The organism is Schumannella luteola (assembly GCF_013408685.1).
Lineage (GTDB): Bacteria > Actinomycetota > Actinomycetes > Actinomycetales > Microbacteriaceae > Schumannella > Schumannella luteola.
Map to the genome: position 1 here is coordinate 96,354 of NZ_JACBZY010000001.1, position 20,855 is coordinate 117,208.

22 protein-coding genes, 3 tRNA genes and 1 pseudogene are annotated in these 20,855 nt (G+C 70.6%); 9 read left to right on the plus strand and 17 right to left on the minus strand.

Annotation, left to right across the window (positions count from 1 at the left end; all coding sequences use genetic code 11):
• Nucleotides 1-46: 46 nt before the first annotated feature.
• Together hpt and tilS are read right to left on the minus strand one after the other, a co-directional pair.
• The gene (gene hpt / locus BJ979_RS00440) at nt 47-598 is read right to left on the minus strand and encodes a hypoxanthine phosphoribosyltransferase (protein WP_179564136.1); all 552 of its coding nucleotides are present in this window, start codon (nt 596-598) and stop codon (nt 47-49) included.
• A 35-nt stretch (nt 599-633) separates the two neighbouring features.
• Entirely contained in the window at nt 634-1,695 is a 1,062-nt protein-coding gene (gene tilS, locus BJ979_RS00445) for a tRNA lysidine(34) synthetase TilS (RefSeq protein ID WP_179564144.1), read from the minus strand.
• A gap of 86 nt (nt 1,696-1,781) precedes the next feature.
• Here tilS and ppa point away from each other — a divergent pair, with 86 nt between their 5' ends.
• Nucleotides 1,782-2,273 carry an inorganic diphosphatase gene (ppa, locus tag BJ979_RS00450; protein ID WP_179564146.1) on the plus strand — a complete coding sequence of 164 codons (492 nt, stop codon included), beginning with the start codon at nt 1,782-1,784 and terminating at the stop codon, nt 2,271-2,273.
• 116 nt (nt 2,274-2,389) lie between these two features.
• On the opposite strand, the gene BJ979_RS00455 is transcribed toward ppa, so the two are convergent.
• Nucleotides 2,390-3,637 carry a C40 family peptidase gene (locus BJ979_RS00455; protein WP_179564148.1) on the minus strand — a complete coding sequence of 416 codons (1,248 nt, stop codon included), beginning with the start codon at nt 3,635-3,637 and terminating at the stop codon, nt 2,390-2,392.
• 31 nt (nt 3,638-3,668) lie between these two features.
• Complete coding sequence (locus BJ979_RS00460) at nt 3,669-4,895, minus strand: M23 family metallopeptidase (protein WP_179564150.1); 1,227 nt, start codon at nt 4,893-4,895, stop codon at nt 3,669-3,671.
• A 474-nt stretch (nt 4,896-5,369) separates the two neighbouring features.
• Between BJ979_RS00460 and BJ979_RS00465 the strand changes: the two genes are divergently transcribed.
• From BJ979_RS00465 to BJ979_RS00475, 3 genes are all read left to right on the plus strand, one after another.
• Nucleotides 5,370-5,442, plus strand: a tRNA-Glu gene (locus BJ979_RS00465).
• 47 nt (nt 5,443-5,489) lie between these two features.
• A tRNA-Asp gene (locus tag BJ979_RS00470) sits at nt 5,490-5,563 on the plus strand.
• Between the two features lie 60 nt (nt 5,564-5,623).
• Nucleotides 5,624-5,696 (plus strand) — tRNA-Phe (locus BJ979_RS00475).
• 128 nt (nt 5,697-5,824) lie between these two features.
• On the opposite strand, the gene BJ979_RS00480 is transcribed toward BJ979_RS00475, so the two are convergent.
• Complete coding sequence (locus tag BJ979_RS00480) at nt 5,825-6,931, minus strand: tyrosine-type recombinase/integrase (RefSeq protein ID WP_179564152.1); 1,107 nt, start codon at nt 6,929-6,931, stop codon at nt 5,825-5,827.
• Between the two features lie 91 nt (nt 6,932-7,022).
• Between BJ979_RS00480 and BJ979_RS00485 the strand changes: the two genes are divergently transcribed.
• Nucleotides 7,023-7,832, plus strand: coding sequence for a hypothetical protein (locus tag BJ979_RS00485; RefSeq protein WP_179564154.1), 810 nt, complete (start codon nt 7,023-7,025; stop codon nt 7,830-7,832).
• Nucleotides 7,833-8,123: 291 nt separating this feature from the next.
• On the opposite strand, the gene BJ979_RS00490 is transcribed toward BJ979_RS00485, so the two are convergent.
• The 3 genes from BJ979_RS00490 to BJ979_RS00500 are packed head-to-tail and all read right to left on the minus strand — an operon-like array spanning nt 8,124 to nt 10,425.
• On the minus strand, nt 8,124-8,612 hold the full coding sequence (locus BJ979_RS00490) for a GNAT family N-acetyltransferase (RefSeq protein ID WP_246286654.1): 489 nt from the start codon (nt 8,610-8,612) through the stop codon (nt 8,124-8,126).
• Nucleotides 8,613-8,626: 14 nt separating this feature from the next.
• A complete protein-coding gene (locus tag BJ979_RS00495; protein WP_179564158.1) occupies nt 8,627-10,009 on the minus strand; it encodes an NAD(P)-binding domain-containing protein in 1,383 nt (460 codons plus the stop codon).
• Nucleotides 10,006-10,425: an arsenate reductase ArsC gene (locus BJ979_RS00500; protein ID WP_179564160.1), complete on the minus strand. Its 420-nt coding sequence runs from the start codon at nt 10,423-10,425 to the stop codon at nt 10,006-10,008. Before BJ979_RS00500 ends, BJ979_RS00495 begins: the two co-directional genes overlap by 4 nt.
• 96 nt (nt 10,426-10,521) lie before the next feature.
• On the opposite strand from BJ979_RS00500, the gene BJ979_RS00505 reads away from it, so the two are divergent.
• Together BJ979_RS00505 and BJ979_RS00510 are read left to right on the plus strand one after the other, a co-directional pair.
• Nucleotides 10,522-10,878, plus strand: a complete 357-nt coding sequence (locus tag BJ979_RS00505) for an ArsR/SmtB family transcription factor (RefSeq protein WP_179564162.1) — start codon at nt 10,522-10,524, stop codon at nt 10,876-10,878.
• A gap of 478 nt (nt 10,879-11,356) precedes the next feature.
• Nucleotides 11,357-11,689 carry a hypothetical protein gene (locus BJ979_RS00510; RefSeq protein ID WP_179564164.1) on the plus strand — a complete coding sequence of 111 codons (333 nt, stop codon included), beginning with the start codon at nt 11,357-11,359 and terminating at the stop codon, nt 11,687-11,689.
• A gap of 53 nt (nt 11,690-11,742) precedes the next feature.
• Here the strand turns inward: BJ979_RS00510 and BJ979_RS00515 are convergent, their stop codons facing one another.
• The 7 genes and pseudogenes from BJ979_RS00515 to BJ979_RS00545 form a co-directional block, all read right to left on the minus strand.
• The gene (locus BJ979_RS00515; RefSeq protein ID WP_179564166.1) at nt 11,743-12,021 is read right to left on the minus strand and encodes a hypothetical protein; all 279 of its coding nucleotides are present in this window, start codon (nt 12,019-12,021) and stop codon (nt 11,743-11,745) included.
• Nucleotides 12,022-12,091: 70 nt separating this feature from the next.
• Entirely contained in the window at nt 12,092-12,874 is a 783-nt protein-coding gene (locus tag BJ979_RS00520) for an SDR family oxidoreductase (RefSeq protein WP_179564168.1), read from the minus strand.
• 131 nt (nt 12,875-13,005) lie between these two features.
• On the minus strand, nt 13,006-14,766 hold the full coding sequence (locus BJ979_RS00525) for an amidohydrolase (protein WP_179564170.1): 1,761 nt from the start codon (nt 14,764-14,766) through the stop codon (nt 13,006-13,008).
• A 90-nt stretch (nt 14,767-14,856) separates the two neighbouring features.
• The gene (locus tag BJ979_RS00530) at nt 14,857-15,630 is read right to left on the minus strand and encodes an ABC transporter permease (RefSeq protein ID WP_179564172.1); all 774 of its coding nucleotides are present in this window, start codon (nt 15,628-15,630) and stop codon (nt 14,857-14,859) included.
• Nucleotides 15,627-16,436: an ABC transporter ATP-binding protein gene (locus tag BJ979_RS00535; RefSeq protein ID WP_179564174.1), complete on the minus strand. Its 810-nt coding sequence runs from the start codon at nt 16,434-16,436 to the stop codon at nt 15,627-15,629. The genes BJ979_RS00530 and BJ979_RS00535 overlap by 4 nt, the downstream gene beginning before the upstream one ends.
• Nucleotides 16,433-16,813 (minus strand): DUF1048 domain-containing protein, encoded by a 381-nt coding sequence (locus tag BJ979_RS00540; protein ID WP_179564176.1) that lies wholly within the window; start codon nt 16,811-16,813, stop codon nt 16,433-16,435. The genes BJ979_RS00535 and BJ979_RS00540 overlap by 4 nt, the downstream gene beginning before the upstream one ends.
• Before the next feature lie 101 nt (nt 16,814-16,914).
• Nucleotides 16,915-17,229, minus strand: a pseudogene (locus BJ979_RS00545) (PadR family transcriptional regulator); the annotation flags it as partial.
• Nucleotides 17,230-17,369: 140 nt separating this feature from the next.
• Between BJ979_RS00545 and BJ979_RS00550 the strand changes: the two are divergent.
• A complete protein-coding gene (locus BJ979_RS00550; protein ID WP_179564180.1) occupies nt 17,370-18,137 on the plus strand; it encodes a Pr6Pr family membrane protein in 768 nt (255 codons plus the stop codon).
• On the opposite strand, the gene BJ979_RS00555 is transcribed toward BJ979_RS00550, so the two are convergent.
• Nucleotides 18,058-18,591 (minus strand): DUF6328 family protein, encoded by a 534-nt coding sequence (locus tag BJ979_RS00555; protein WP_179564182.1) that lies wholly within the window; start codon nt 18,589-18,591, stop codon nt 18,058-18,060. The genes BJ979_RS00550 and BJ979_RS00555 overlap by 80 nt on opposite strands.
• 94 nt (nt 18,592-18,685) lie before the next feature.
• Between BJ979_RS00555 and BJ979_RS00560 the strand changes: the two genes are divergently transcribed.
• Nucleotides 18,686-19,432, plus strand: a complete 747-nt coding sequence (locus BJ979_RS00560) for a UTRA domain-containing protein (RefSeq protein WP_179564184.1) — start codon at nt 18,686-18,688, stop codon at nt 19,430-19,432.
• A gap of 55 nt (nt 19,433-19,487) precedes the next feature.
• On the opposite strand, the gene BJ979_RS00565 is transcribed toward BJ979_RS00560, so the two are convergent.
• Nucleotides 19,488-20,837: an FGGY family carbohydrate kinase gene (locus tag BJ979_RS00565; RefSeq protein ID WP_179564186.1), complete on the minus strand. Its 1,350-nt coding sequence runs from the start codon at nt 20,835-20,837 to the stop codon at nt 19,488-19,490.
• Between the last annotated feature and the right edge of the window lie 18 nt (nt 20,838-20,855).

Genomic DNA, 20,855 nt, shown 5'->3' on the forward strand with positions numbered 1-20,855 from the left:
GGAGGCGCACCCGCATCCCGCTGAGCGTGACGGGACCCCCGCGAGGTCAGCTGTAGACGTGCGGTGCGAGCACCGCGACAGCGCGCAGGTTGCGGTACTTCTCGGCGTAGTCGAGGCCGTAGCCGACGACGAAGTCGTTGGGGATGTCGAAGCCGATGTACTTGACCGGCACCTCGACCTTGGCCGCGTCGGGCTTGCGCAGCAGCGCGCAGATCTCGACGCTCGCGGCGCCGCGGCTGCGCAGGTTCTCGAGCAGCCAGGAGAGCGTGAGGCCCGAGTCGATGATGTCCTCGACGATGAGCACGTGGCGGCCGGTCAGGTCGCTGTCGAGGTCTTTGAGGATGCGCACGACGCCGCTCGACTTGGTGCCCGAGCCGTAGGAGGAGACGGCCATCCAGTCCATCTCGACGTGGGCGCGCAGCTCGCGTGCGAGGTCGGCCATGACCATGACTGCGCCGCGCAGCACGCCGACGAGAAGGATCTCGCGGTCCGCGTAGTCGGCCTCGATCTGCCGGCTCAGCTCGGCCAGCTTGGCGTGGATCTCCTCCTCGGTGACGAGGATGTCGGCCAGATCGTTCGCGACGTCGGAGGTCTCCATGCGCCGAGCCTAATCGGGTCGGCGCGGCCTCCGGGTCAGTGGTCGTGCGGGGGCTTCTGACCGGTCAGCTCGCCGGCGCGCGTCGAGATGAGGTGGAGGCGCCCGCCGCGCCGCTCGGCGGTGAATCCGGGCAGGTCGATCGGCCCCTGGCCATGCCAGTCGGTCACGAGGCGGGCGACCTCGAGCGTCTGCGTGCGACTCAGCGCGACGTGGAACTCCGAGTTCGCGACGAGCCGGATGAGCCGCTGCCGCAGCGCCGCCGGGTTCGCCGCGAGCGCGCTCACGCTGAGCGAGACCCCGGCCTCCTCGAGCTCGACGACGTCTTCGGCGACCTCCTCGGCCATCGCGTCGAGCGCATCCGCGTCTTCGGCGGCCTGGGCGGCGGTGCGGGCGAGGGCCTCGGCGACACCCGGACCGAGCTCGGTCTCGAGCACGGGCAGCACGCTCTGCCGCACCCGCACCCGGGCGTACGCCGGATCGACGTTGTGCGGGTCGGTCCACGGGTCGAGCCCGGCGTCGGCGCAGGCGGCGAGGGTGGATGCGCGGCGCAGCCCCAGCAGCGGCCGACGATAGAGCCCGGATCCGCCGACGGCGGGTCCGCTCACGGCGGCCATCCCGCGGATGCTCGTCGCCCCCGACCCGCGCGCGAGCCCGAGCAGCACGGTCTCGGCCTGGTCGTCGAGGGTGTGCCCGAGCAGCACGGCGGCGGCGCCGGTCGCGCGCGCCGTCGCGACGAGGGCGGCGTAGCGGGCGTCGCGGGCGGCCGCCTCCGGCCCCTCGTGTGCGGCGTCGCCGCGCGCTGCGACCTCGACGGCCACGACCTCGACGGGATGCAGGCCGAGCGCGCGCGCGGTCTCGGCTGCCCCGGCGGCGATCGTCGCGGATCCCTCCTGCAGCCCGTGGTCGATGACGACGGCGCCGCCGCGGAGTCCCGCGCGGGGCGCCTCGAAGGCGGTCGCGGCGGCGAGCGCGAGGGAATCCGGTCCGCCGCTCAGCGCGACGAGCACGAGCGCGTCGGCCGGCAGTCCCGCGAACGACTCGCGCACCGCCCGCCGGGTGTCGGCGATGGCGGGGGTCAGCCGGGGTCGATCGGGCACCGGATAACGTTATGGGGTGTCTCGCGCCGCCGCATCCGGTGCCGTGTTCTGAGACCCGCATCCGATCAACGAGGAGAACCCCCGACATGGCCGCTTACGACGCCGTCATCGAGATCCCCAAGGGCAGCCGCAACAAGTACGAGGTCGACCACGAGACCGGTCGCGTGTTCCTCGACCGCGTGCTCTTCACGGGCTTCGTCTACCCCACCGACTACGGCTTCTTCGAGAACACCCTCGGCCTCGACGGCGACCCCGTCGACGTGCTCGTGCTGCTCGACTACCCGCTGTTCCCGGGCGTCGGCGTGAAGGTGCGCCCCGTCGGCGTCTTCAACATGACGGATGACGGCGGCAGCGACGCCAAGGTCATCGCCGTGCCCGCGAAGGACCCGCGCTGGTCGCACATCCAGGACGTGAACGACATCCCGGAGTACACCCGCAAGGAGATCGAGCACTTCTTCGAGCACTACAAGGACCTCGAGCCCGGCAAGTGGGTCAAGACCGAGGGCTGGGGCGACACCGCCGAGGCGGAGAAGATCATCGAGGCCGGCATCGCCGCCTACGTGCCCGGCTCGCACTGAGCCGACTCGCTCAGCGTCGGTCCGCCGGCAGAGCGAAGGGCCCCGGGATGCTCATCCCGGGGCCCTTCGTCATGTCATGTCCGCTGGGTGCGACGCGGCCGACGACGATCGCGGGGTCAGCCGGTCGGACGCCCCGCGTACGGCACCAGGTCGCCGTAGCGCACGGCCTTGATGCGCACCGTGGTGCCCGGGTAGGCCGCCTCGATCATCTGGCCGCCGCCGATGTACATCGTCACGTGGTACTTCGATCCGCCCACGGCGCCGCCGTCGGAGTAGAAGAGCAGGTCACCGGCCTGCATGTTCGCGAGCGTCACGAGACGCCCCTTCGCGGCGAGGTAGTTGTACTGCAGGTTCGAGCCGTGGCCGCCGATCGAGACGCCGGACGCCGAGTACGACATCATCGTGAGCCCCGAGCAGTCCCAGGTGCTGGGTCCGGCGCCGCCGAGCACGTAGGGCTCGCCGATCTGCGCCTTCGCGTAGGCGATCGCCGTGTCGACCACGCCCGCGACGGGCGGCGGAACCGGCGTCGTCGGGGTGACCGGCGGGTTCGAGGGCGAGCCGGTGTTGCCCGAGGGCGGCGGGGGCGGCGGAGTCTTCGCGGCCTCCTGCGCGCGCTCCCAGGCGAGACCCGCCTGGTACTCCTTCTCGACATCCGCCGTCGTGTTCTTCAGCGACGCGAGCTGCGAGTTGAGAGTGGATGCCGTCTGGTCCTGCGCGGCGAGCTGCGCCTGCACCGAGGCCTGCGCCTGCTTGGCGGCGTCGAGGGTGGTCTGCGCCGCCTTCTTCTTGGCGTCGCGCGCCTTCTTCGCCGCGGCCGCGTCGTCGCTCAGCGAAGCCGCGTTCTTGCGGTCGTACTCGGCCTGCTCGAACACCCCGCGCGAGGAGTCGGAGAGACGGGTCATGATGCCGAGCTTGTAGAGCGCCTTGTCGGTGTCCTCCGCGTCGCCCTGCAGCAGGGCGAGGGTCAGGTCGCCACCGCCCTGGCGCGCCATCTGCGCCAGCAGGCGCTTGGCGCGCAGGCCCGAGGCGTCGGCCGTCTCGGCCGCCTTCTTCGCCTGCGCGGTGAGCGTGTCCTCCTTGCGCTGCGCCGCGTCGAGCGCCGCCTGCGCCTGCAGCACGTTCTCGGCCGCGACCGAGGCCTTCTTGCCGAGATCGGCGGTCTGGCTCTCGAGCCCGGTGACGAGCTTCTGGATCTTGTCGATCTCGGCCTTCTTGGCCGCCTCGTTCCCCTGGGCGCGCTTCACGTCATCCCAGGTGGGATAGCTGGGGTCGGCGTTGGCGACCCCCGGTGTCTCGAGCCCGACGATCAGGGCGACGACGACGAGAGCAGCTGCCGCCCCCCACAGGCGTCTGCGTTCATTCATCGGCTCCGTTCGCCGTCCCTTCTCGAGGTCATCAGCCGATCGGGCTTCCCTGCGAGCGCATGAAAGGCACGGGGTCGGTGAGGTTTCCATTGATGCGGATCATGAAGTGCAGGTGGCAGCCGGTCGATCCGCCGGTGCTGCCGACGCGGGCGATCTGCTGACCCGGGGCGACCTGCTGGCCGACGCGCACGAGCAGACCGCCGTTGACGATGTGGCCGTAGCCGCTCGACGTGCCGTCGCCGTGGTCGATGGTGATGTAGTTGCCGAGGTCGCTGAACCAGCCGGAGTAGGTGACGGTGCCGGCGTGGGTGGCGTAGATCGGGGCGCCGCAGCCGGCGCCGATGTCGGTGCCGCTGTGCAGCTTCCAGACGTGGTAGATCGGGTGGTAGCGCTTGCCATAGCTCGAGGTGATCGGGCCGGCGGCGGGGCGCGCGTAGCCGTTGGGACCGACCTCACCGGCGGCGCCGGCGCCGTACTGCGCGGCGAGACCCTTCTGGTAGTCGGCCTCGGTGGCGGCGCGCTGCTCCTTGAGCACGACGAGCTGGGCCTCGAGCTGCGTCTTGTGCGCGTTCTCGGCGTCGAGGGCGGCGCCGGCCGCGACGGCCGCATCCTGCGCCTCCTTGAAGGCGGCCTCGGCGGCCTGCTTGCGGGTGTCGAGCTCCTTCTGCGCCTCGCCGGCCTGGTCGGTCAGCGCCTGCGCGGTGCCCTGCAGCTGCGATGCGCGGTCGAAGATGCTCTTCGAGCTCTCCGTCAGCTTCGACATCGTGCCCCACTTCTTCAGCAGGTCGGATGCCTTGCCCGGCTTCGCGATCAGGCTGGTGGTGAGGTTGCCGCCGCCCGGCTTGGCGAGCTCGGCGATGAGACGGTCGGCGACGCCCTTGGCCTTGTCCGCCTCGGATTTGGCGGCATTCGCCTGATCCTGCAGCTTCTGGGTCTTGAGCACCTGCTCGTCGTAGGCGTCCTGCGCCTTGCCGTAGGCCTCGCCCTTCTCCTGCGAGACCTGCTGCGTGCGCGCGACCTCGGCGGTGAGGGCGGCGATCTGCGCGGCGACCTGGTTGGCGAGGTTCTGCGCGGCGTTCACGTTGGCGACGGCGCTCTGCACGTCCTGCCAGCTCGGATAGCTCGCGGCGTAGGCCGGTGCGGCCGGCGCCGTGATGGCGATGACCGGCAGCACGGCCAGTGCGGTCACGACAGCGAGGCCGCGCAGTGCGCGTCCCCGCCAGCTCACGGTCATCCCCTGACCGGTCTTGTCGTGCATGTGTCCCCGAATCGCTGTCATCGCGCCCTCTTCGCGCTATTCACATTGACAACATCAATCACAGTAACAACAGGAGTCGGCGTCAGACCAGACCCTGCAGGCACGACGGATGGGCCCGCCCGTCGGGAGCAAAGCCTCAATGTCGAGTTGAAACTACGCCGCGATCCCGGAGACTCCGGGGACATCCGCCCGAGTGCCGCGGAATGCGACCGATCGCATCGCCGCGATGTCTACCCCCGGACTGGGGCCGTGTCGTGACGCCATCCGACTCCGTCGAGGTGCCGGTCGCGGCGCTCTCGCCGGTTCGCCGCAGCATCGCATCGGCCCCGAGTTCCGGGCCGCGACGCCCCCTCGACACGCCCGGGTTCGCGCGAGTGGCGCTCGATTCGCGTTTTGCCCCGGGGCGACCTATAGTTACTGCTCGGTTGCCGTTCGGTTCGCCGCCTGTCTCGACAGATCGCGTCCGTGCTGCACGGCCCCATCGTTTAGTGGCCTAGGACACCGCCCTTTCACGGCGGCAGCACGGGTTCGAATCCCGTTGGGGTCACGAGTGGGTTCCGTCAGGAACAGCAACCGGAACAACTCAATACGCAAGGCCCTGTAGCGCAGTTGGTTAGCGTGCCGCCCTGTCACGGCGGAGGTCGCGGGTTCAAGTCCCGTCAGGGTCGCGGATGCGAAGCCCCTCTTCACGAGGGGCTTCTCACCATCCGGACTCCATGCGAGTCCGAGGCTCTGTAGCTCAGTTGGTAGAGCGTCCGACTGAAAATCGGAAGGTCACCGGATCGACGCCGGTCGGAGCCACAGACAAAACCCCCGGTCATGCCGGGGGTTTTTGCTTTCCCGCTGCGTCTCTAGGCTGTGGATAACCATCGGTGCCCACGAAATGCCCACGCTCGTGGGCGAACAGCCCTCGTCGCTCTCGCTCGTGGTCAGAGCACGGCGGTGACGCCGGCTGCCGCAGCTCGGGAATCGAGCGCCATCGCGACCGAGTCGAGATCGTCGTCGAACAGGTCGGCGTAGACGTCGAGCGTCATCGCGGCGCTGGCGTGGCCGAGCATCCGCTGCACCGCCTTCACGTTCGCGCCGGCGGAGATCGCGAGGCTCGCGGCCGTGTGGCGCAGGTCGTGCAGCGTCAGGCTCGGGAAATCGGCGTCGGACTCTTTGCAGGCGGTGACCGCATCCGCGAACTGACGACGGCGGAAGTTGTTGCTGCGGAGCACTCCCCCGTCGGGCCCGACGAACACGAGCTCATCGCGTCGCCGTCCGACGCAGCGTGCCGCGATCGCCGACGTCAGAAACGCCGGGAACGGCACCGATCGGCTCGCATGCGACTTGGGCGTGCTCCAGACGAGCTCGCCGCGCGGCGCTGTGACGCCCTCGGCGACCTCCATGCGCCTCCGCAGCATGTCCAGCCGCCCGACCTTCAGCGCGGCCATCTCGCCCCATCTGAGGCCCGTGTAGGCGAGGAACAGCACGATGTCGCCGTACTCCGGCCCGCAGGCTCGAGCGAGCGCTCCGACCTGCTCATGAGTGAGGTAGCCGCGAGCCTTGGCCTTCGCACGGGGCAGCCGCACTCCGTCGCAGGGGTTGCGGTTCATCCGGCCGTCGCGGATCGCGTACTTCATGAGCCCGGACATCACGAGGAAGATCTGGCGCACAGTCGATGCCGCGAGAGTCTGCGACAGCTCGGTGACCCACGACTGCACGTCGGCGTGGCCGACGTCGGCGAGCCGGTAGTTGCCCCACCGCGGCACGACGTGGCGGTCGAGCGAGAGCCTGTAGCCGGAGAGCGTCGTCGCTTTCAGCTGCAGCTGCGCCGCGTACCACTGAGGCGCCCACTCAGCGATCGTGATGCGCGCCCGCGTCGGGTCGACCCACTCGCCGCGGATCTTGGAGACCTCGACCGTCGCAAGGAAGTCCTCGGCGTCGCGCTTGGTGCGGAACCCGCGCTTGTCCGTCTGCCGCCGGTCGGGCGTCCGGTAGCGAACCCGGTAGCGACGGCCGGCTGACGTCTCGTACGCGGCGATTGACCCCATGAGGCGACGCTATCCACCGCCACTGACGCCACAAGTAGTTGAATAGCGAGCCAAACCTTTGACAAGCCTCAAAGACTGCAATGCTCACACTGTGTTCGGTTGGTGGGACGTTGGGTTGTTGGTCCTTGGTGCCGCGCTTGGCGTCATCGCGGACCGTTTGGCCAGGTGGTGGCGTGATACGCAGGCTGACCACGAACTCTGGGTGTGGCTCGAGCCCGACCCGATTGCGAGCATCGGCCCGAAGGATGCACTGACATCGATTCAACTGACTCACGACGGAGTTGCGTTGTCCGCCCCAAGCGTCGTGACGCTCTTCGTTTGGTCAGCTGGGTCGCGAGACATCTGGACGGACGCGTTCGACGGCAAACCTCTTGAAGCCGCACTGGGGTGCAAGATCGTCGAGGTAATTCGCGACGACAGGCACGGCGCGGAGCAACTCCCCGTCGACCTTGCTTCAGACGCGACCCTTCGCATCGGGCCAGGATCCTTAAGACGCGACTTCGCAGTTGGCTTCAGACTCTTGGTCGATGGGGACCCGGGCCTTGAAGTACGCAATCAGCCCCTCGACACCGAGGTCCTCTACTACCAGGACGAGTTCGCGAAACGCTCGCGGAAGTGGTGGGCAAGACCTGGCATCACTGTCGGGCTGCTGGTTTCGACGCCGGTCCTACTTGGCACCGGTATGGCATTCAGCTTGCGCACCCCACAGTTCGCCCAATTCAACGACTTGTCTCCTTGGCTGCTCGGTGGAGCTGGGCTCATATTTGGCCTGTTTCTCCTCGACGTCATCTTTCTCATCGATGCCGCACCGCGCCGTGCACGTCGAGCTGGCAAAATCCTCCGTCGCGCTCTCGGAGTGCACGTAACTCGTCGACCACGCCCACCACTCGACACCAACTAGTTCTCTCGCCCTGATCTGCCGCGCCTGCGCACATCCCAACCTCTGTCAATTCACAAACGAAGAGCAGTGGAGTGGCAGAGGTTGGGATGCGGCCGAAGGACGGCAGGCGCGGCAGATCAGGGCGAAACCACCTGCATCCGTTCGTTCACCCCTTCGCGGCCGGCGCATGGTCAAGCGAACGATCTCCCGGGCACAGAAGCTCCGCTTCTGCCTCCGAGATCGTGGTCGGCTGACCGAGTCCCCACCGTGTCGAGCGGCAAGGGAGCGCAGCTCCCGCAGCCGGATCAAGACTCAGTGGTCGGCTCGAGCGCGCCATTCGATGAGGATCGTGTCGCGCCACTGCCCCTCGTGCGGGCCGTAGGTCATGAGCGCGATGCGTTCCCGCGATCCGACAGTTCGGAATCCGGCGTTCGCGTGGAGTCGGATGCTGGCGGTGTTCTCGGGGAAGATGCTCGACTGGATCGTCCAGACCCCCGCATCCGGCGCCTGCGCGACGAGTTGGTCGATGAGAGCACGGCCGATGCCCCGGGCCGCGCGGTCGGGGTGCACGTAGACGGAGTGCTCGACGACGCCGGCGTAGACCGACCTGGCCGAGACGCTCGACACCGCCGCCCAGCCGACGACGCCGCCACTCTCGTCGGTGGCGACGAGCCTGAGCTCCCTCCGACGCGAGGCGTCGAACTGTTGCCAGGTGGGCGGCTCGGACTCGAAGGTCGCGTTGCCGGTGGAGATGCCCGCACGATAGATCTCGTGGACGGCGTCCCAGTCGCTCTCGACCATGGGGCGGATCCGCATCAGCAGCAGGAGGCGGGCTTTGCGGTCAACGTCAAGCCAGGGCCGGCGGCTCGCTCGCTGACGGCCGACACGACGCAGCAGGAGCTGGCGGCGAGGTCGGTCGAGCAGACGCCGGTTTCAGGGAGCACGAGCTCGATGCGGCGGGCCTCGTCGTGGCGGCCGGCGAGCTCGTCGGCGATCGAGCGCACCTGCTCGTAGCCGGTGAGCAGCAGGAACGTGGGTGCGCGGCCGTAGGACTTCATGCCGGCCAGCCAGAAGCCCTTCTCGGGGTGGCTGAGCTCGTCGACGCCGTGCGGCGGCACGGAGCCGCAGGAGTGCTCGTTCGGGTCGATGAGCGGGGCCAGCTTCTCCGGTGCCTCGACGACGTCATCGAGGCGGAGTCGGATCTCGCGGAGTCCGTCGAGGTCGGGCCGGAATCCGGTCGCGACGACGATCACGTCGGCGTCGACGGCGATCGGCCGTCCGGCTCGGGTGCCGACCAGCGCCACGGCGTCATCGCGCGGCTCGACGTCGTCGATCAGGAACTGATCGATCAGGGAGACGGCGCCGTCGTCGACGAGGGATCGGGTGGCGGCGCCGAGTGACGCGCGGCCGGGCAGCTGGTCGTCGTCGGATCCGAAGACGCGGTGCGGGTTGGCCGAGCGGATCGCCCAGGTGATGGTCGTGCCGGGCTCCTGCTCGGCGAGGCGGCGCAGCGCGATGAGTGTGTTGGCAGCCGAGTGCCCCGCCCCGACGACAGCGACGCGGCGCCCGGCGAACTGCGCGCGGTCGCGGCCAAGCACGTCGGGAAGTCCGTGGGTGACCCGGTCGGCGACCTCGGCGCCATGTCGTGCGGCGAGTCCGGATGTGGTCACCGGGTTCGGGGTCGAGAAGGTGCCGGAGGCGTCGATGACGGCCCTCGCGCGGATCTCGTCCTCGTCACCGCTGGAGTCGAAGCGGACGAGGAACGGCGTCGAGTCGCGCCCGGCGGTCCGGGTGCGATCCATGCCGTCGCGCGCGACGTTCTCGACGGTGACCCCGTAGCGGATGCGCGACTCCAGCTGCGGGGTCGCAGCGAGCGGCGCGAGGTAGTGCTTCACGAGCTCGTGCCCGGTCGGCAGCGCGTCGGGGTGCTGCGGCGTCCAGCCCTGCGCCTCGAGCAGCCGCACCGAGGCGGCGTCGGTGACGTGCCGCCACGGCGAGAACAGCCGGATGTGGCCCCATTCGCTGATCGCAGCTCCGGCGCGGTCACCTTGCTCGAGAACGAGCGGCTCGATGCCGCGTTCGAGCAGCTGGGCGGCGGCGGCCAACCCGACTGGGCCTGCTCCGATGATGACGACGGGGAGGCTGGTCTCGCGGTGGTCCGCAATCGCCGCCGCAGATGCGTCGGCGGTGCTGGTCATGCGGTCGCCTCGTCGGCCGGGACGATCTCGGCGATGAGCGCCTCGATGCGGCCGCGGATCTCGTCGCGGATGGGGCGGACGTCGTCGAGGGACTTGCCGGCCGGGTCGGTGAGCTCCCAGTCCTCGTAGCGCTTGCCGGGGAAGATCGGGCAGGTGTCGCCGCAGCCCATCGTGATGACGACGTCGGACTCGCGGACGGCATCCACGGTGAGGATCTTGGGCTCGGCAGTGGCGATGTCGATGCCGACCTCGGACATCGCGGCCACGGCCATCGGGTTCAGCTTGTCGGCGGGCTCGCTGCCTGCCGACAGCACCTCGACGCGGTTCCCGGCTAGCTCACGCAGCCACCCGGCGGCCATCTGCGAACGGCCGGCGTTGTGCACGCACACGAACAGGACGGTGGGCTTCTCGGACATCGGATCCTCCAGACGATCGGTCAGCGTCAGTGTGACCTTAAACATCGATACTCGTCAATATAGACATTCATCGATGAAACGTCGCATGATGGGTCCATGCCGACCGCCGAGCTCATCCCGCTGACCGACGTCTCGGCCGCCGCCTGCTGCGCGCCTCTCACGAAGGAGGCGATCGATCCCGCCGGCGCCGAGACCGTCGCTCGCACCCTGAAGGCGCTAGCCGACCCGACCCGCGTGCGGATCGTCTCGATCGTCGCGTCGCACGTCGGCCAGGAGGCATGCGTCTGCGACCTGCAGGAGCCGCTCGGTCTGTCTCAGCCCACCGTCTCGCATCACCTCAAGGTGCTGACGGAGGCGGGCTTCCTCACCCGCTCGAAGCGCGGCACCTGGGCCTACTACGCGCTCGTGCCGGGGTCGCTCGACAAGATCGCCGATCTGCTGCGCACGGTCTGAGCGACCTCCGGCTCGAGCGTCTCGACCTGCTTCTTACTGGTCTTCCTGATCCTTCCTGTTCTTTAAAGGAGCGAGGGTCACAAACTGACCCCCTAGCCGGTCAGAAACTGACCCGCCAGCAGGTCGAGAAGTGACCCCCTAGGCGGGTCTCTTTCTGACCTCGCCCGATCGCCCGCGCCCACGCTTTGCCCACAATCGTGGGCACGCGAACGATCGACAGCCTGATCACACCACCGGCAGTCCACTGGAAAACCGGGCCTCTCGCTCTCCCGCTGCTCTCACGGAGGCAGCCAGTTGCGACTGAAAATCGGAAGGTCACCGGATCGACGCCGGTCGGAGCCACTTCCACGCAAAGCCCCCGGTCACCCGGGGGCTTTCGCTTTGTGCCGTGCGATTTCCCTCGGCCGGCTGTCCGGTCCCCCGCTAGCGTGGGCGCAGGCCGCGCGACGCGGCCGCACGACACGAGCGACGAGAGACGATGCCCGAGCCGCGACCGAGCGATGAGCCGCCGTCGGAATGGTTCGCGCCCGAGCAGCCGTCCCCGCAGGCGCGCCCGCGTCACGACGTGCTCGGAGTCTGGTCGCTGAGCCTGGCAGTGCTGGCCGCGATCATGCTCGCGGTGCCGATCATCGGCGACGCGCTCTCGCTGCCGCCGGCGCTCGCGGCCGTCATCGTCGGGTTCATCGCGCTGCGCCGGCACGAGACCGGTGCGAGTCCCTACCTCGTGCGCCCGCTGATCGGCACGATCGTCGGCGGGCTCGCGGTCGTGGTGGCCGGGATGCTGATGGTCGTCACCGCGCTCGTGCACTGAACGCGCATCCGCTCGCTGTCATCGCGGCACCTGTGCCGTGTCGCAACCGCCGCTCAGACGGCGGTGACGGGACGCGTGGTCGCGCCGTCGGCGGCGGGGCTGCGCTCCGACAGCACCTCGAAGAACGAGCACGGCACGCGGTGATCGGCGACCCCGCGCTCCCCCGCGACCAGCAGGGCGTCGCCGAGCAGGATCGCGCTGCAATCCCAGGCCGTGTCGCGCGCGCGGCGGTCGTAGGCGAGGCCCGCGCCGCAGTCGCAGCGCTCCTTCGCCGAGAACACCAGTCGACGCAGCAGCTTCTCGCGCGGCCGACCGAGCCATTTCATGCCCACGGCGAGCGAGTGTAGAACACTCGCGAGCCGACGTCGAAACCCCCGGCCGGGGGTGTCGACGAACCGGGGCTCAGCGGCCGGGCAGCGACGCGAGTGCAGCGGATCGGGCGGCGACGAGTTCGTCGTAGCTGCCCTCGCGCTCGGCCCAGCGGTGCATCTGCACCTTCTGCACCAGGATCTGGTTCGGCGTCGGCTCCTGCGCGAGCAGGGCGAGCGTCTCATCCAGGTAGTCGTCGAGCGGCAGCGCGGCCGGGTTGAGCTCGAGCGCCTCGGGCACGGTCGCGACTGACGGCGGCACGAGCTCGGTGACGTTCACACCGGTTCCGGCGAGCTGCGCCCGCAGCGCCTCGCTGTAGGCGTGCACGCCGGCCTTCGTGGCGCCGTAGGTCGCCATGAGCGGGAACGGCAGGAACGCGATGCCCGAGCTGACGGTGACGATGTCGCCGGCGCCGCGCGCGAGCAGATGCGGGGTGACGGCGTCGATCACGCGGATCGTGCCGAGCAGGTTGACCGCGACGGTCGTCTCGGCGGCATCCGCGTGGGCGGGGTCGCGCAGATCCTCGATCAGCATGACGCCCGACATCGTGACCACGAGGTCGAGATCCGGATGTGCGGCGAGCACCTCGTCGCGGGCGCGGGCGATCGAGGCGGGGTCGACGACGTCGACCTCGATGGTCTCGATGCGCGCGAGATCGGCGTCGTCGGGGTGCGCCGCGGCGAGCGCAGCCACCTTGGTGGTGTCGCGTCCGCCGACGACGACCGTGCTGCCGGCCGCGACGAGTCGACGCGCCAGGCCGAGCCCGATGCCCGAGGTGCCGCCGACGATCCACGCGGTGCGCGAGCTGATGTCCATGGGATGTCCTCCTCCGGCGGCCGATCCGTCGACCGCACGACCTCATCCCACGCCCGCTCGCCGCAGACAGGGAGGACCGCGTCGATCCTGGGGGCGCGAGGGCCACCCGGATCGATCGGGAGTCGCCCGATTCAGCCGCGCCAGGCGACGCCGTCGAGGTAGCTGGCGCGGATACGGGAGGCGCGGATGCCGGCGGCGCCCGCCGAGCGCGGGTCGACATCCAGCCACACCAGGTCGGCACGGGCGCCGACCTCGATGCGGCCCCACGGCGCCGCGGTCAGATCGGCGAAGGCCTGGTGCGCGACGGCGGCCGTGTAGGCGGTCAGGGCCTCATCGCCGGTGAGCAGCTCGTGCGGGGTCCAGCCTTCGGCGGGCACGCCGTCGTCGGTCTGCCGGCTCACGGCGACCGCGAGCCCCTCGCGCGGGTCGCCCGACGAGCACGGCCAGTCGGAGCCGAAGGAGAGATGGCCGCCTCCGTCGATGAGGGTGCGCATGCGGTACTGCCGTTCGGCGCGCAGCTCGCCCAGGCGCGGGATGGTCAGCTCGGTCATTAGCGCGTCCAGCTGCGCCCACAGCGGCTGCATGTTCGCGGTGACGCCGAGCGCGCGGAAGCGATCGAGGTCGGCGTCGTCGACGAGCTGGGCGTGCGCGATCACATGGCGGCGCTCGGAAGCCGGGCCGACCGACCCCGACGCGCCAGCCGCGTCGCCGTCGCGAGCACCCCGCGGTCCGTTCTCGCGCGCCGCCGCCTCGAGTGCGTCGAGCGCCATCCGCACCGCCGCATCCCCGATCGCGTGGATGTGCACCTGGAAGCCCGCCTCGTCGACGATGCGCACCGCCTCGGCGAGCTGATCGGCATCCCACACCTGCATGCCGTGATCGTGGGCGCCCGAGCAGTACGGCTGCAGCAGGGCGCCGGTCTCGTTCTCGATGACCCCGTCGGCGAAGAACTTGACGGTGTGCGCGGTGAGCCGGTCGTCACCGAGGGCCTCGATCTCGGCGCGGACCGCGAGGAAGCCGCCGAACTGGCTCGCGAAGTGGCGCGGATCCGCGTAGAAGGCGAGGTTGAAGCGCACCCCGAGCAGACCGCGACGCGACGCCTCGACGTAGGTGCGCGCATCCGCCGGATCGACCCAGGCGTCTTGCACCCAGGTGACGCCGTTCTCGCGGAAGTAGGCGACCGCATCCGCCAGCGCGCGCAGCCGCACCTCCTCCGAGAGCGGCGGGCAGACGGCCATGACCAGATCGACCGCGCCCCACTCGCGCAGCACCCCGAGCGGAGAGCCGTCGTCGCGCCGCGGGATCTCGCCGATCGCCGGCTCGGGGGTCTCGGTGTCGATGCCGGCGAGTTCGAGAGCCCGCGAGTTGCACCAGACCGTGTGGTAGTCCCAGGCGCGCAGCACCACCGGACGGTCGGGCACGGCCGCGTCGAGCCAGCGGGCGTCGAAGAGGCCGCCTGGCGCGAGGCTGCCGTCGTAGCTCGCGCCGACGATCCAGCCGTCGGGGTTCGCCGGGTCGACCGGGGCGCCGTCGGCTGCGGCCACCGGGTTCGCGTCGGCGAAGCGCCGCACCTCGGCCACGATCGCGTCGATGCTGCCGAGGCCGCGGATGCGGGGTCCGGCGTTCTCGAGTCCGCCGAAGAGAGGATGCGCGTGGCCGTCGCCGAACGACGGGGCGAGGAAGCCGTCGGCGAGGTCGACGCGCTCGATGTCGATGCCGTCCTCCGAGCCGGCCTCCGCCGCGACCACGACCGGATGCGCGGCGACGGCCTCGGCCCCGATCGCCGCGACGAGCCCGTCGACGACGAGCAGTGCCTCCGCGTCGGGCGCACCGGCGCTCCAGATCGTGCCGCCGGAGAAGAGCGTCGCGCTCGGTTCGGGTGTCGCGGTCATGTCGGTCGGGCTCCGTTCACGAGAGGGCGACGGCGCATCCTCGCGCCGTCGCCCCCAGTGTGTCGCACCGCGCCCGATGCGCGCGGCTGCTCAGCCGAGCCGCCGCCGGTAGATCAGGTTCGCGATCACGTACGCGACGAGCAGCAGCGCGACGCACCAGCCCAGCGCGATCCCGAGCTCGCCGCCGACCGGACGCCCGGCGAACAGCGCCCGCAGCGAGTTCACGATCGACGTCACCGGCTGGTGCTCGGCGAACCAGGCGACCGGGCCCGGCATGGATGCGGTCGGCACGAACGCCGAGCTGAGGAACGGCAGGAAGATCAGCGGGTAGGAGAAGGCGCTCGCCCCATCCACCGACTTCGCGGTCAGGCCGGGGATCACGGCCAGCCAGGTCAGCGCCAGCGTGAACAGCACGAGGATGCCGGCGACGGCCAGCCAGCCGCCGACGCCCGCCTCGCTGCGGAAGCCCATGAGCAGCGCCACGCCCGTGACGATCGCGAGCGACACCAGATTCGCCACGATCGAGGTGAGCACGTGCGCCCACAGCACCGCCGAGCGGGCGATCGGCATCGAGCGGAAGCGCTCGACGATGCCGCCCTGCATGTCGAGGAACAGCCGATACGCCGTGTAGGAGATGCCCGAGGCGACCGTGATGAGCAGGATGCCGGGCAGCAGGTAGTCGACGTAGCCGCCGGCCCCCGCGCCCGCCCCGGTGTCGATCGCGCCGCCGAAGACGAAGACGAACAGCAGCAGGAACGCGATCGGCATGAGCGCGGTCGTGATGATCGTGTCGGGGCTGCGCAGGATGTGCGTGAGGGAGCGCCCGGTCAGGGCTGCGGTGTCGCGCAGGGCATGGGCGGTCATCGGCTCTGCCCCTTCCCGGTGAGGGCGAAGAACACGTCGTCGAGGGTGGGCTGCTTCTCGACGTACTCGACCTTCGCCGGCGGCAGCATCCGCTTCAGCTCGGCGAGGGTGCCGTTCACGAGGATGCGGCCCTCGTGCAGGATCGCGATGCGGTCGGCCAGCTGCTCGGCCTCGTCGAGGTACTGGGTGGTGAGCAGCACGGTGGTGCCGCCGGCGGCGAGCTGCTTCACGGTCGCCCACACCTCGCGCCGGGCCTCGGGGTCGAGCCCGGTGGTGGGCTCGTCGAGGAAGATCACGGCCGGATCTCCGATCAGGCTCATCGCGATGTCGAGACGGCGGCGCATGCCGCCCGAGTAGGTCGCGGCGGCGCGGCCGCCCGCCTCGGTGAGGGCGAAACGGGCGAGCAGGGCGTCGGCGACCTCGCCGGGCTTCGACAGGTGCCGCAGCCGGGCGACGAGCGCGAGGTTCTCGCGTCCGCTCAGCTTCTCGTCGACGGCGGCGAACTGCCCGGTCAGGCTGATCACCTCGCGCACCGCGGCCGGATGCGCCGCGACGTCGATGCCGGCAACGGTCGCGCGGCCCGCATCCGCCTTCAGCAGGGTGGAGAGGATTCGGATCAGCGTCGTCTTGCCGGCGCCGTTGCTGCCGAGCAGGGCGAAGATCTCGCCGCGGCCGACCGTCAGGTCGACGCCGGTGAGCACGGCGTTCTGCTTGTACGACTTGGCGAGCCCGATGATCTCGATCGCTGGATCGAGTGCAGCGGATGCGGCGCTCGCGGGCGCCGTCGCTGTCGATGCCGCGTTCACGGCTCCCTCGCCTCCCCCGCATCCCCGGCGGCGTCGTCGATCGACTTGGCGAGCTGCGCCCGCTCCTTGCCGATCCAGCTGCCGCCGTCGTAGTTCGCCATGAAGGCCTCGGCGAACTCGACCGGCTCGGCGCCGACCAGCTCGCGCACGGTCGTGCCGTCGGCGACGGCCTGCTCGAACAGCTCGGCCAGGTCGCCGAGCATGCGCACGAGCGTGGCGCCGTCTTCGTTGGGGCCGAGGTTCATGACGTAGCGCGAGACGGCGGCCTCGGCCTCGCGGTATCCGCTCGGCAGGGCCTTCACGCGGGTCTTGTACTCGCGGTAGCTCTTCTTGTCGGCGAGGTCGCCGACGACGAGCTCGATGAGGTTCTTGGCCATGGTCAGTCTCCTTCGGTGGTGGTGCCGGTGGTGGTGGATCCGGCGGTGCTGGTCGGTGCGGCAGTGCCGGTCGGTGCAGCAGTGCCGGTCGGTGCGGCGCCGCGCAGCTGCTCGAGCCGCTCGGCGAGGAAGCCCCAGTTGCGCCAGAACTCGTCGAGGTAGTCGCGCCCGGCGGCGTTGAGGGTGAAGACCTTGCGCGGCGGCCCCTTCTCGCTGGGCACCTTCTCGACGTCGACGAGTCCGCGCTGCTCGATGCGCAGCAGCAGGGCGTAGACGGTGCCCTCGGCGATCTCGGTGAAGCCCTGCTCGCGCAGCCAGGCGGTGATCTCGTAGCCGTAGGCGGCCCGCCCGGCGAGGATCGCGAGCACGATGCCTTCGAGCGTGCCCTTGAGCATCTCGGTGATCTGCTTCGGCATCGGCTCTCCTTCTGTTCGGTGACTCCTGCTGCCGCTACTCAGCGTCGCTGCTATTCAGCACCAGTGAGTACCACTAGATAGTAACGCTGAATAGCGGATGCGCAAGAGGCGGATTCGCGAGTCGGCGCTACCGTGGGCGCGTGACGACCCCGCCCACCGCATCCGCGCCGCTCGGCCGTGTCGAGATCACGCGCCGCGCGAGCTACGCGGTGATCGCCGTCGTCGTGCTCGTCGCGTTCGGGCTGCAGTTCTATCTGCTGTTCACCGGCGGGGCGGACGCGAACTCGGGCGAGAGCGGCTCGAGCATCCCGGTCGCCGAGCGCTTCGCGCGCCTGTTCAGCTTCTTCACGATCCTCAGCAACGTGCTCGTGCTCGTGGCGGCGATCGGCGCCGCGCTCGGCCGCGACACCCGCCCTGGCGCCGGCCGCGGGTGGCGGCTGCTGCACCTGGATGCGCTGCTCAGCATCGTCGTCACCGGCTCGGTGTTCGGGTTCGTCCTCGCGCCGGGACTGCAGCTGCGCGATGAGGCCGTCGTCGCGACGGCGCTGTTCCACAACGTGTCGCCGGTGCTGTTCGCGCTCGCCTGGCTGGTGTTCGGGCCGCGCCGCTGGTGGAGCATCCGGATCGCCGCCCTCGCCTTCATCTGGCCGGCCGTGTGGCTCGCCTTCACGTTCACCCGCGGCGCGATCACGGACTGGTACCCGTACCCCTTCCTCGACGTGAACCAGGTCGGTGCGGGCACCGCCGCGCTCGGCGCGCTCGCGGTCGTCGCCTTCGCCGTGGTGCTGACGGCCGTCATCCTCGTGATCGACCGCTTCGCGCCGTCGCTCAGCGGGTCGGCGACTCCGGCAGCCGACGGGCGGCCCGACGCGCCGACAGCGGCAGGGCGAGCCACAGCAGGGCGATGATCACCAGCGCGACCGCTCCGGCGACGAGTCCCGCCGCGCGACCGAGCACGACATCCGCCATCAGCGACGCCGTGCCGGTCAGCACGAGCGCGACGGCGACCAGGGTCACTCGCAGCAGCTGATCGGTGACGCGCACGATGCGCCCCTTCACCTGGTGCCGGAACAGCGCTCGGTGCAGGCCGACCGGCGCGAGCGCGAGGATCGTCGCCAGCACGGCGACCGCGACGAGAACCAGGTAGAGCGTGCGCTGGTAGTCGTCGAGCTCGGCAAAGCGGGGCTGGAAGGCCAGCGTCAGCAGGAAGCCGGTGAGGATCTGCGTGCCCGTCTGGGTGACCCGCAGCTCCTGCAGCAGCTCGCCCCAGTTGCGGTCGAAGCGCTGGTTCTCGGTCTCGGGGCGGCCGTCGGCGACGGCGTCCTCGGGGTGACCGTCGACCGGCCGCTCGTGCGCATCCATGTCGGCACGCTAACCCGCCCGCGTGTCCGTACACGACGTACCGACAAAACCAGACGGCCAGCCTGTACGCTTCCCGAAACGGACGGGGGATGCAGTGGCGCAGACGATCGAACGCGACTCTCCTGTCGCGTACTACGAGCAGCTGTTCGTGATCCTGCGCGACCAGATCCTCTCCGGCGACATCCCCGCCGACGAGCGGCTGCCCAGCGAGATGGAGCTGTGCCGCGAGTACGGCCTCTCGCGCGCGACCGTGCGCCAGACCATGTCGAAGCTCGAGAGCGAGGGCTTCGCGCGCCGCGTCGCCCGCCGCGGCGTCTTCGCGTCATCCCCCGAGCAGTCGACCGGCTGGACCGTCGAAGAGGGATTCCTCGAATCGCAGGTGCGCCAGGGCCAGACCGGCGTGACGACCCAGGTGGTGGATGCGCGGCTCGCCGCCCCGGCCCAGCACGTCGCCGAGGCTCTCGAGCTGGCTGACGACGCGCAGGTCTTCGCGCTGCAGCGTGTGCGCTCACTCGACGGCAAGGTCGCGATGTTCAGCACGAACTGGTTCCCGAAGAGCGTGGGCGAGACGGTCTCGGCCGACACCGGCGTGATGGACGGCACCGGATCGCTCAACGAGACCCTGCGCCGTGCCGGCTTCGTCTCGAACGGAGCCAAGCGCGTCATCCGCGCCATGCGCCCCACCGAAGCCGTCGCCGCGCACCTGCAGATCGACGCCGACCAGCCGGTGCTGCGCGTGCGCTCGCTGTCGTGGGATGCGCGGGGCACCCGCTTCGACTACTACGAGACCTGGGTGCTGACCGACATCATCCCGCTCGAGGTCAGCGTCAGCGCGAGCTGAGGGCGGTCGCGATCACCGCGACGCCGGTGCCCGAGCACGCGCGTCGCGGGGTCGCTCAGCCGAGCAGGTCGGCCGCGAAGCCGCCGAGCGCGCGCGCCGGGTCGGGCGTCCAGCCCAGGGCCTCCGCAGCGAGCAGCGCCGCGCCGACGGCGGTCACCTGCGGCTCGAGCACGGGCGCCGCGCGGTAGCCGTTGACCGCGTTCTTGATGTCGATCCAGCCGGGTGAGCGCGCCCATCCGCCCGCCAGCCGCACCTCGCCGTCGCCGGCGCCGCCGCGGCGCACCGCCTCGACGGCCTCGCGTCCGGCGATCGCGAGCGCGCCCAGCACGGCCGAGGCGCGGGCACGCGGATCGGCCGGGGCGTCGAGCGCGTAGGCGGGCTGGCCGCCGCCGTGCGCACCCGGTACGAACCATCCGGAGTCGAGCACCGGCAGCGGCTGCGCGCTGCCGTCGAGCAGGCCGCGGATGTGCCCCGCGACCTCGGGGTTCTGCGAAGCCCACTGCACGTTGCGTGCGAGCTCCTCGACGCGCAGCACGGTCGTGCCCGAGCTGCGGATGCCCGGGGCGATCTCGATCGCCGGCTGCCGCGTGTAGTCGGCGGGCGGCGCGGCGGTCTGGGCGACAACGACCTCGGCCGTGCCCATCGAGTCGAGCAGGGCGCCCGGCACCATGCGGTCGACACCCCAGCCGGCGATGGGATGGTCGTGGCCGCCGACGACCGTGATCGCCTCCGCGGAGACCGCGCCGGCCTCGAGCAGACGTGCGGAGACGAGCGGGCCGACGATCTCGCCGGTCGCGGCGACGGGCGGCAGCAGCTCGACGTCGCCGAGCGTGGAGGTGACGCGGTCGGCATCCCAGCGGCGGTCGCTCGCGTGCCAGGCGCCCGTGCGGGAGGCGAGCGTGTCGCTGAGGAACGCACGGCCCGACCAGTGCGCGGCCGGCAGGTCGGTGAGCGAGATCCAGCGGTGCGCGCTCGTCGCGCCGAGCTGCTCTCGCGCCCACACCCAGCCGACGAAGGTGCGCACCGGGTCGCTGTCCGCGTCGAAGGGCTCGGTTCCGCGCAGGCGCGGCTGCAGGTCGCGGAACACCGTCTGCCGACGCGGATCGAACCACGAGAGCGCCCGGGTGAGCGGGGTGAGCGTCGCATCCACCAACAGGCCGTCTTCGCCGATGCCCGCGGTGCTGACCGCGTGCACCTCGTAGAGGTCGCCGCAGGCGCTGAGGATCATCTGCTCGATCGCGGCGAGCAGGGCACGGGCGTCGATGAGCGGCCCGTCGGCGTCGCGCGGCGTGGGGCGGATGACACGGGCGACGACCGCGCCCTCGGCGTCGATCAGCACGACCTTCGCGTTCGTCGAGCCGATGTCGACGCCGCAGGCGACCGCCGTGCGCGTCGCATTCCCCACGAGGCGACGATACCGCCG

Bases quoted from the DNA above. Each gene is read 5' to 3' on its own strand.
- BJ979_RS00480 (WP_179564152.1), bottom strand. From the start codon at position 6,931: ATGGGGTCAATCGCCGCGTACGAGACGTCAGCCGGCCGTCGCTACCGG.
- BJ979_RS00525 (WP_179564170.1), bottom strand. From the start codon at position 14,766: ATGACCGCGACACCCGAACCGAGCGCGACGCTCTTCTCCGGCGGCACG.
- BJ979_RS00510 (WP_179564164.1), top strand. From the start codon at position 11,357: ATGCCCGAGCCGCGACCGAGCGATGAGCCGCCGTCGGAATGGTTCGCG.
- BJ979_RS00455 (WP_179564148.1), bottom strand. From the start codon at position 3,637: ATGAATGAACGCAGACGCCTGTGGGGGGCGGCAGCTGCTCTCGTCGTC.
- hpt (WP_179564136.1), bottom strand. From the start codon at position 598: ATGGAGACCTCCGACGTCGCGAACGATCTGGCCGACATCCTCGTCACC.
- BJ979_RS00500 (WP_179564160.1), bottom strand. From the start codon at position 10,425: ATGTCCGAGAAGCCCACCGTCCTGTTCGTGTGCGTGCACAACGCCGGC.
- BJ979_RS00505 (WP_179564162.1), top strand. From the start codon at position 10,522: ATGCCGACCGCCGAGCTCATCCCGCTGACCGACGTCTCGGCCGCCGCC.
- BJ979_RS00540 (WP_179564176.1), bottom strand. From the start codon at position 16,813: ATGGCCAAGAACCTCATCGAGCTCGTCGTCGGCGACCTCGCCGACAAG.
- BJ979_RS00555 (WP_179564182.1), bottom strand. From the start codon at position 18,591: ATGGATGCGCACGAGCGGCCGGTCGACGGTCACCCCGAGGACGCCGTC.
- BJ979_RS00495 (WP_179564158.1), bottom strand. From the start codon at position 10,009: ATGACCAGCACCGCCGACGCATCTGCGGCGGCGATTGCGGACCACCGC.
- BJ979_RS00460 (WP_179564150.1), bottom strand. From the start codon at position 4,895: ATGCACGACAAGACCGGTCAGGGGATGACCGTGAGCTGGCGGGGACGC.
- BJ979_RS00520 (WP_179564168.1), bottom strand. From the start codon at position 12,874: ATGGACATCAGCTCGCGCACCGCGTGGATCGTCGGCGGCACCTCGGGC.
- ppa (WP_179564146.1), top strand. From the start codon at position 1,782: ATGGCCGCTTACGACGCCGTCATCGAGATCCCCAAGGGCAGCCGCAAC.
- BJ979_RS00530 (WP_179564172.1), bottom strand. From the start codon at position 15,630: ATGACCGCCCATGCCCTGCGCGACACCGCAGCCCTGACCGGGCGCTCC.
- BJ979_RS00490 (WP_246286654.1), bottom strand. From the start codon at position 8,612: ATGGTCGAGAGCGACTGGGACGCCGTCCACGAGATCTATCGTGCGGGC.